At 60.1% G+C, this 8799-nt stretch carries 8 protein-coding genes; 3 read left to right on the top strand and 5 right to left on the bottom strand.

The window, feature by feature from the left end; translation table 11 throughout:
• A partial coding sequence (locus tag HMPREF2935_RS11385; RefSeq protein WP_141756063.1) for a helicase-related protein occupies positions 1–1125 on the bottom strand: 1125 nt, incomplete at its 3' end.
• Between the two features lie 103 nt (positions 1126–1228).
• Between HMPREF2935_RS11385 and HMPREF2935_RS11380 the strand changes: the two genes are divergently transcribed.
• The gene (locus HMPREF2935_RS11380; protein WP_070733268.1) at positions 1229–2140 is read left to right on the top strand and encodes a DUF2189 domain-containing protein; all 912 of its coding nucleotides are present in this window, start codon (positions 1229–1231) and stop codon (positions 2138–2140) included.
• A 47-nt stretch (positions 2141–2187) separates the two neighbouring features.
• Here HMPREF2935_RS11380 and HMPREF2935_RS11375 read toward each other — a convergent pair whose 3' ends face one another.
• Positions 2188–3135, bottom strand: a complete 948-nt coding sequence (locus HMPREF2935_RS11375) for a hydrogen peroxide-inducible genes activator (RefSeq protein WP_070733467.1) — start codon at positions 3133–3135, stop codon at positions 2188–2190.
• A gap of 154 nt (positions 3136–3289) precedes the next feature.
• On the opposite strand from HMPREF2935_RS11375, the gene HMPREF2935_RS11370 reads away from it, so the two are divergent.
• On the top strand, positions 3290–3883 hold the full coding sequence (locus HMPREF2935_RS11370; protein ID WP_061922987.1) for a peroxiredoxin: 594 nt from the start codon (positions 3290–3292) through the stop codon (positions 3881–3883).
• A gap of 153 nt (positions 3884–4036) precedes the next feature.
• Positions 4037–4561 (top strand): alkylhydroperoxidase, AhpD family, encoded by a 525-nt coding sequence (locus HMPREF2935_RS11365; protein ID WP_070733266.1) that lies wholly within the window; start codon positions 4037–4039, stop codon positions 4559–4561.
• A 62-nt stretch (positions 4562–4623) separates the two neighbouring features.
• Here HMPREF2935_RS11365 and HMPREF2935_RS11360 read toward each other — a convergent pair whose 3' ends face one another.
• The 3 genes from HMPREF2935_RS11360 to HMPREF2935_RS11350 all read right to left on the bottom strand — a co-directional run.
• Positions 4624–5337 carry a VIT1/CCC1 transporter family protein gene (locus HMPREF2935_RS11360; RefSeq protein ID WP_070733264.1) on the bottom strand — a complete coding sequence of 238 codons (714 nt, stop codon included), beginning with the start codon at positions 5335–5337 and terminating at the stop codon, positions 4624–4626.
• 105 nt (positions 5338–5442) lie between these two features.
• Positions 5443–7986, bottom strand: coding sequence for a DEAD/DEAH box helicase (locus tag HMPREF2935_RS11355; protein ID WP_070733465.1), 2544 nt, complete (start codon positions 7984–7986; stop codon positions 5443–5445).
• A 44-nt stretch (positions 7987–8030) separates the two neighbouring features.
• Positions 8031–8799, bottom strand: a 769-nt coding sequence (locus tag HMPREF2935_RS11350; RefSeq protein WP_246817837.1) for a proteasome assembly chaperone family protein, incomplete at its 5' end; no start/stop codon positions are given.

Raw genomic sequence — 8799 nt, 5'->3', positions numbered from 1 at the left:
GGAATAGCGCGAGATACGCGCGGTGCCGGTGTCTACCACGTATCGAATACCCGGGACCGTCAGCGAGGTCTCTGCGATGTTAGTGGACAGCACGATGCGCCGGCCGCGGTGCTCGGAAAAGACGCGGTGCTGCTCGTCGTTGGACAGGCGGCCAAACAGTGGGGTGACCTCAACGCCGCGCCACTTGCGCGCCTCGATGGCCTCTTGCGCGTCGCGGATATCGCGCTCGCCGGGGAAGAAGCAGAGGATGTCGCCTTCGCCTTCTGCCATGAGCTCCTCGATGGCCTCGCACAGGCCGTCGAGCGGATCTTGATCGACGACTTTGCCCCCGGCCTCGAACTCGAGCGGCCGGTAGCGAATCTCCACCGGGTAGGTGCGCCCAGAGACCTCGATGATGGGCGCGGGCTTTCCGTCACCGTCTGCGAAGTGCTGGGCAAAGCGCTCTGGGTCGATGGTCGCGGAGGTGATAATCACCTTGAGATCCGGGCGCTTAGGCAGCAGTCGCTTCAAGTAGCCCAGCAGGAAATCAATGTTGAGGGAACGCTCGTGAGCCTCATCGATGATGATGGTGTCATAAGCATTCAGGAAGCGGTCGCGCTGCATCTCCGCGAGCAGGATGCCGTCCGTCATTAGTTTCACAGCAGTGGTAGCAGACACGCGATCATCGAAACGGATGGCGTAGCCCACGGACTCGCCGATCTTCTGATCCATCTCCTGCGCGATACGCTCGGCGACGGTGCGCGCGGCTAGACGACGCGGCTGGGTATGGCCGATCAGCCCCTTGCGGCCACGGCCTAGCTCGAGGCAGATCTTAGGGATCTGCGTGGTCTTACCGGAGCCGGTCTCGCCGGCGATGATGACCACCTGGTTATCGCGGATGGCTTCTGCGATGTCGTCCTTGCGGCCGGAAACCGGAAGGGTCTCGGGGTAGGAAATAGGGGGAACGGCGGCGTCGATTAGCGCGACGCGCTCGCGGGCTTGTTGGATATCGCCCCCGATTGCGGTGAGGGCTTGGGGCGAGCGGGCCTTGCGAAGGCGGCGTCGGAAAGCGCGGGCATCTTTGGTAGAAACCTCGTCGAGAGCGGCGTAAAGCTCGTCGCGGGTGGGCGTTGAAGGAATCGTCATAGCTGGTTGTGAATTCTACTAGCCGTCGTAAGCGGCGGGAAATGTTGATAGGGTAGGTGCGATCGAGACTAAAGAAAATGAATATAAATAGAGGGGATTGAAGATGTCTTCACCTTTTGGATCTGCAGGCGACGGTAAGGATTTCCCGCGTTATGAGCCAACCAACCACCCGGAGGACCGTCCTGACTACGGCTTGCCTTCCTACGGTAGCTACAACGCGGGCGGGAACGCTGGCTACGACGAGCAGCCACAGGGCGGCGTGGGCTACAACGGCCCGGTTTCTGCGACGAAGGCTATCGGCTGGGCATTCCGCACGGTCTTTAGTAATTGGCAGCTGTGGATTTTGGGTTCGCTTTTGATGTTGGCTGTATTCGGCATCTTCGGTGCCGTTGTGGGATTCATCTTGGCCTCCAACGGCGACGGCAACGCCGCGTTCACGGGCAATATCTTCTCCAACGTGATCACGCAGGTGATTTCCCTGCTGGTCTCCTTGTTCGTCATGCGTCTGGCGCTGTTCCAGATTGATGATCTGAAGACTGGCTGGTCCTACATCGGTAAGGACGTACGATGGGGCAATACCTTCCTGATGCTGCTGATCATCGCCCTCGTGTCCTTCGTGGTCATGATTTTGGCCGTCATGGTCTTTGGTGGCGCGGCCTTTGCCACGCTCACCAGCGCGGACGTTCAGGACGAGGATGCAGCTCTGGCGGCTGCTGGCACCGTCTTCGGCATCCTGGCAGTGATGGTCATCATCGGCTGGCTGGTCACTCCGCTGTACAAGCTGATGCCATGGTTCGCAGCTGACGGTGACTCCATCGGCGATTCCATCAAGAAGGGCTTCATGGCGGGCAAGGCCAACTACCTGCAGCTGCTGCTCTACGCGCTGATGATGTTCGGCCTGGGTATCGCTTGTATCTTCACGCTTGGTCTGGGCCTTTTCATCTTCGCTCCAGTTTCCTTGCTGGCTGAGGCGCACTTGTTCCGCCAGTGCGCTGGCCGCTACGTACAGGCCTAAAGATAAAAGAAAAATCCTCGGTTCCAATCAAGGAGCCGAGGAATTTTTTATACGTTGCGCGAGCGCTGCAGTGCTTCTTCGAAGGCTGCGGTAACCAGCGCGCCGAACTTGCGGAACTCTTCGGCGCGAGCGGCGGAGCTGCGGAAGACCAAGCCCACCTCGCGCTCAGCGGTAACGCTTGGGTCGAAGCGCGAGACCTGTAAGTGCGGGTTGGTGCACTCGGTGGCAATGGCCGATTCCGGAACCAAAGTAGCGCCCAGCCCGCCCATAACTAGCTGCAAGATGGTGGTCAAAGAGGATGCACGAGTAACTGAGTTAATGGCCTCAGACGCGTTGATATGCGCGCGGCGGCACAGATCGAGGATTTGATCGCGGAGGCAATGGCCGTCGTCGAGAAGCAAAAGCTTCAGGCTATCTAACTCTGCAGGGGTGAGGTCCTCGCGGCCTGCCAGGGCATCATTGTTGTCGGTGACCACGACGAAGTCCTCCGTGTACAGCGGCACGTCCACCATGCCGGCGGCCTCGGAGGGCAGGGCGATGATGGCAAGATCTAACTGGCCGTCGCGCAGCTTGCCCAAAAGGTGCTCCGTCTGCTCCTCCACGAAGCGCGGCTCGAGTTCTGGGTAGGTCTCGGTGATAGACCGCAGCAGGGTAGGCAGGATATATGGCGCGATGGTGGGGATAACGCCGATGGTCAGCGGCCCAGTGAGGGTACCGTGGGCACCGCGGGCATGGGCATGGAACGCATCGGCGGCCTCGAGCGTTGCTTTAGCGTAGGGCAGGAGCTCTTCGCCGTTGGCGGTGACTATTACCTTGCGCGTGGAGCGCTCGATGAGTTGAATTCCAAGGCCCTGTTCGAGGGCCACGAGGGCTTGGGAGAGGGAAGGCTGGGAGATTTCCAGCTTTGCGGCGGCGGTGCCGAAGTGTTTGTTCTCCGCGATGGTGACGAATGTTCGCAGCTGAGCGAGTGTGGGACGGTACTCTTTATTGTGCATGCCTATAACTTTAACATCCATCGATAGGATTTCCTATTGACATGCGCAACGGATGTTGGCATACTTGGCTGCGGCGGGGCTTTAGGCCCCACAAGCGCTGGAAAATGCGCAGCCCAGAATTTTGATTCAACATCTATAAGGAGATGTCTTTCATATGCCTATCTTGACCGTTGGCGAGAAGTTCCCAGAGTTCGAGCTCACCGCACTGAAGGGCGGCGACCTGCACGACGTTAACGCTAACCAGCCTGAGGATTACTTCGAGCAGGTTTCCCTGGACAAGTACGAGGGCAAGTGGAAGGTCGTCTTCTTCTACCCGAAGGACTTCACCTTCGTTTGCCCGACCGAGATCGCTGCTTTCGGCAAGCTGGATGAGGAGTTCCAGGACCGCGACACCCAGATCCTCGGCGGCTCCACCGATAACGAGTTCGCTCACTTTAACTGGCGCGCAACCCACCCAGAGCTGAAGGAAGTTCCTTTCCCGATGTTCTCTGACATCCGCCACGACCTCATCCGCGCCCTCGGCGTTGAGAACGCTGACGGTGTTGCTGACCGCGCAACCTTCATTATCGACCCAGACGGCGTTATCCAGTTCGTTTCCGTTACCCCGGACGCTGTCGGCCGTAACGTCGACGAGGTTCTGCGCGTTCTGGACGCACTGCAGTCCGAAGAGGTCTGCGCTTGCAACTGGGAAGCTAATGACCCAACCAAGAACATCAACAAGATGGACGTTGTTCAGTCTGCTCTCTAAGGGTGACTAAACCGCGCGTGCTAGGCCGCGCGTGGTAGTCACGCGTGACAACGTAGTCACGCGTGATAATAAAGCCCCCTCGGGCAACCGAAGGGGCTTTTCTTTGAACTTCTTCTGAAAAACACTTATTAAAAACGCTAAGGAGCACAAGATATGTCTATCGATAACCTGAAGTCTTCCCTTCCGGAGTACGCAAAGGACCAGAAGCTGAACCTAGGCACCCTCGCTCGTTCCACCGAGCTGAACGAGGAGCAGCTGTGGGGCTCCATGCTGGCTGCTGCTGCCGCAACCCGCAACGACACCGTTCTTTCCGAGATCATGGAAGAGGCAAAGGAACACCTTTCCGCTGAGGCTATCGAGGCCGCGCTGGGCGCTGCCACCGTCATGGCAATGAACAACGTTGCATACCGCGCTAAGGGCTGGATGGGCGAGGACTACGCTCAGGTTAAGTTCGGCCTGCGCATGAACATCATTGCTAAGCCGGGTGTGGAGAAGGCTAACTTCGAGCTGTGGAACACCGTTGTTTCCGCAATCAACGGCTGCGAGCACTGCCTGGTTGCTCACTCCAAGACCCTGCAGGAAGAGGGCATGACCAAGGAACAGATTTGGGAGGGAGTCAAGATCGCTGGCGTTATCCAGGCTATCGCTCAGACCATTCAGGTTGAGGCTGCTCGCTAAAGCACTTTTAAAGGCTCGCACGGTGAAATATCGTGCGAGCCTTTTGGCGTTTTAACGCCGCGCTAGCCGACGGCCACCCCAAACAAGGTACCGATTCCATAAGTTACGGCCAGACCCGCGGCGCCGCCGATGAGCAGGCGGATGACTGCGCGGGCGGAGTTGGTGCGGGCAAGGCGGGCGGAAATATAGCCGGTAAGCGCAAGCGCTAGGAGCGTAACCAGGGCGACGGCCCAGCCGGCTACAGCGGAAGGCGCAATGAGGATGGCAAGCATCGGAAGCAAGGCGCCGGCGAGGAAGGAGACCGCCGACCAAAAGGCGGCATGCCAGGGGTTGGTGAGGTCATCGCCGTCGATGCCGAGTTCCAGCCGCAGGTGGGCATCGAGCGGGTCATTATCGGCGATTTCGTAAGCCGCGCGGCTCGCGGTTTCCACACTCATGCCGTAGCTCGCGAGCATCTCCGTGAGTTCGGCGTGCTCCTGCTCGGGAAACTCGGCGAGCTCCCAGCGTTCTTTGGCAATGAGTGCGCGCTCGGAGTCGCGCTGCGCAGACACCGAGACGTATTCGCCCAAGGCCATGGAAGCTGCGCCGGAGACCGTGGCCGCAAGACCGGCGGTCAAGATTGTTTGATCGCTGGCACCAGAACCAACGACGCCGAGCAAGAGCGCAGCGACCGATACGATGCCGTCGTTTGCGCCCAGCACGGCTGCGCGTAGCGAATTGAGCCGCGAGTTATGGCTTGCCGCGTGTGGCTCGGGGGGGTGGAGTATATCAACCATGGCCTTCACCTTTCGTCCTTTCGACTCTTATTGTCGTCGCAGGTCAAAGGGCTTGTCTAGCATGGTTAGGCTGCGCTGGCGGCGCGCAGCAGACCCTTTCCTAAGCTAGTGCTCGATACGCAGCTCCGATAGGCGCACCTCGCCGGCTGCATCGGAGGCGTCGAGATCCACGCGTCCAACGAACTGATAGCCGTGATCGCCCTCAGGATCCTTGATTACCTGGCGTACCTCCCACAAGCGGGTGTCCTGGCCGGAAACGCGGAAGAACTCCGGGCCACGGGCGGCGGGGCCGGAATCGATGTCGTCGTATTCGTCGAAGTAGTCGTCGAGGACAGCGCCGAAGTCGGGGACCTCGTCCAGGTAGTCCAAAAGCTCGGCCAGCCGATCCTCTTTTTCGAGCGCGAAAAGCTGTACCAAGCGGAAGAAATAATTGCGCACCATGATGCTAAACGCGCGGCGGTTGGACGTTAGGGCAGAAGGGTCCTCAACGCCGAAGGCCAGCTCGCGCTCTAGGTCCTTTTGGGAAATCGGCGAATCCTCGCCGGCCATCTGCGCCCACTCGTCCACGAGGGAGGAATCCACCTGGCGGATGAGCTCGCCGAGCCAAACGACGACGTCGGCAAGCTCCTCGCTCATGTATTCCTCCGGGATGGACTGCTTGAGCGTGCGCCAGGCGTCCGTGAGGTAGCGCAGGATAACACCCTCGGAGCGAGCCAAGCCGTAGGTGGCCACCAGGTCCGAGAAGGTCATGGCGCTTTCCAACATGTCGCGGACCACGGACTTCGGGCGCAGCTCAAACTCCTTGACCCACGCGTTGGTCTCCGCGAAGGTGTCATAGGCCTGCTCGAGCAGCTCCTCCAGCGGCTTTGGCCAGGTGATGTCCTCAACGATGGCCATGCGCTCGGTGTAATCGACGCCGTCGGCCTTCAGCGCGGCAATTTCCTCGCCGCGGCGCTGCTTCTGCTGGGCCACGAGCACCTGGCGCGGGTCATCGAGGATCGCCTCAAAAACGGAAATGACGTCTAAGGTGTAGGTCTCAGACTCTGGGTCCAGCAGCGTGAGTGCAGCGAGAGCAAAAGGTCCAAGCGGCTGGTTCAGCGCGAAGTCTCGAGGCAGTTCGCGGACCAAGTGATAGGGCCGGCCGTAGATGTCCAGGCCCTTGGTTGATTTTTGCACCACGCCGGAGTTCAGCAGGCCGCGGAAGAGCTCGATGGCGGTCAGGATGTCCTGGTTCTGCTTGCTACGGGTGTCATGGTTGGTACGCAGCAGGTGCTTCATGTGCTCGTACCCGTTGCCGTGGCGGGAGAGCACGTTGAGCAGCATCGAGTTCGAGACCCGGAACTGCGAAGTCAGCTGCTCCGGCTCGGCCTCGGTCAGGCGGGCGAAGGTCTTCTCGGACCACGAGACCTCGCCATCGCGCGGGGACTTCTTCTTAAGCTTCTTCAGCCGCGCCGGGTCGTTGCTGAGGCGACGCCGCGCCTTGGCGTTTTCGATCTCGTGCTCCGGGGCCTCAACGATGACGGTGCCCTCGGTGTCATAGCCCGCGCGGCCCGCGCGGCCGGCAATCTGGTGGAACTCGCGGGATTTTAAAATGCGTTGGCGTTGACCATCGAACTTGGCCAGGCCGGTCATCAGCACCGTGCGAATCGGCACGTTGATGCCCACGCCCAGGGTGTCGGTTCCACAGATGATCTTAAGCAGCCCCTGCTGCGCAAGCCTCTCGACGAGGCGGCGGTACTTTGGCAACATACCCGCGTGGTGGACGCCGATGCCGCGGCGCAAAAGCTTGGACAAGTCGCGGCCGAAGGCGGTGGAAAAACGGAAGTGCGCCAGCTCCTTGGCAATAGCTTCCTTTTCCTCCGGCGTGATGATGCCAGATAGGGAAGTCAGCGCTTGGGCGCGTTCGGCGGCCTCACGTTGGGAGAAGTGCACCACGTAGACCGGCGCCTTACCGGAGGAGAGGATTTCCTCGATGGTCTCGTGAACCGGGGTAAACACGTAGGAGAAATCCAGCGGCACCGGGCGGGTGGTGCCGGCCACCAGCGTGGTTTCGCGGCCGGTGCGCTCGGTTAAGTCCTTTTCCAGCCAGCCGGTATCGCCCAGGGTGGCAGACATCAGCAGGAATTGCGTCTTTGGCAGCTCCAGCAGTGGCACCTGCCAGGCCCAGCCGCGGTCCGGCTCGGAGTAGTAGTGGAACTCGTCCATGACTACCTGATCGATGGCAGCATCAGCGCCGTCGCGAAGCGCAATGTTCGCCACAATTTCTGCCGTGGCGGCGATGATGGGAGCATTGCCGTTGACCGTGGCGTCGCCCGTCATCATGCCTACGTTCTCGGCGCCGAAGATCTCGCACAGGGCGAAGAACTTCTCGGAGACCAAAGCTTTAATCGGCGCGGTATAGAAACTGCGCTGGCCACGCGCCAAGGCGATGAAGTGCGCGGCATTTGCCACCATGGACTTGCCAGAGCCCGTGGGCGTGGCAAGGATGACGTTATCGCCAGCGAGGATGCCCAGCGAGGCTTCCTCTTGGGCTGGGTACAGCGAAATGCCGCGCTGCGTGGTCCAGCTAGTAAAGGTATCCCAAATCGCCTCGTCAACGAGGGAATCAGGAACTTCGGCGAGATCGGGCAGCAGCTGAGAAAGATTCACCTTTTCCACATTAGGGGATGAAGGCGCCGCCGTGTGGAAAGAGGCTAGTTCTCGCCTTCCTGAGTATCTTCGTCATCTTCTGCAGCGCGATCGGCGGCATCTTCGCGGTCATCGATCTCGCTGTCCAGAACCTCGTGGCGCTGCTCGGAATCACCGTCCAGGTTCGCTAGGAAAGCCTGGAACTCCGCACTGATTTCCTCCCCGGAGGGCACGGATTCCTCACCCGGCAGCAAAGCATTCGGGTGCTCCTTACGGTAGCGCTCGTGGTAGTGGTCATACTGCTGCTCGAGCTGCTGGACCACGGAGGAAACCTCCTCGGAGTCCATGACCTGTTCCTCGAGCTGCTGGTTCACGCGCGTGATGTCTTCTTCCAAGCTGCGCAGAGGAAGGTTGAGGCCCGCGGCATTCGACACCGAGTTCAGCAGGGAGAAAGTACCTTGCGGATACGGTGAGGAAGCCAGGTAATGCGGGACCGAAACGGTAAAGCCAGCGACGTTGCGGCCCTTTTTATCCAGTGCCTTTTCCAGGAAAAGGGCGGCCGAGCCCGGAACCATCATGGTCTGCTCAATCTTCATCATGCGGCCTACCAACTCAGGGGAGTTGCCGTGCGCAGTAATCACCGTGGGGCGCGTATGCGGAACCGGCATCGGGGCGGCGTAGAGAACGATGGTGTCGTGTACATCGAACTTCTCTGCAATGCCCACGACGGCCTCGGTGAAAGCCTCCCAGCGCAGGTCCGGCTCAGGGCCGGAAAGCAGCAGGAAAGACTTGCCGGAGCTATCGCGCAGCACCTTGATTCCGAGCTCGATGTTT

Origin of the sequence: Corynebacterium sp. HMSC076D02 (genome assembly GCF_001813815.1) — a bacterium.
GTDB lineage: Bacteria > Actinomycetota > Actinomycetes > Mycobacteriales > Mycobacteriaceae > Corynebacterium > Corynebacterium simulans.
Note: the sequence above shows the minus strand (reverse complement) of the source record. Positions and strands in the feature narration are given on the sequence as shown.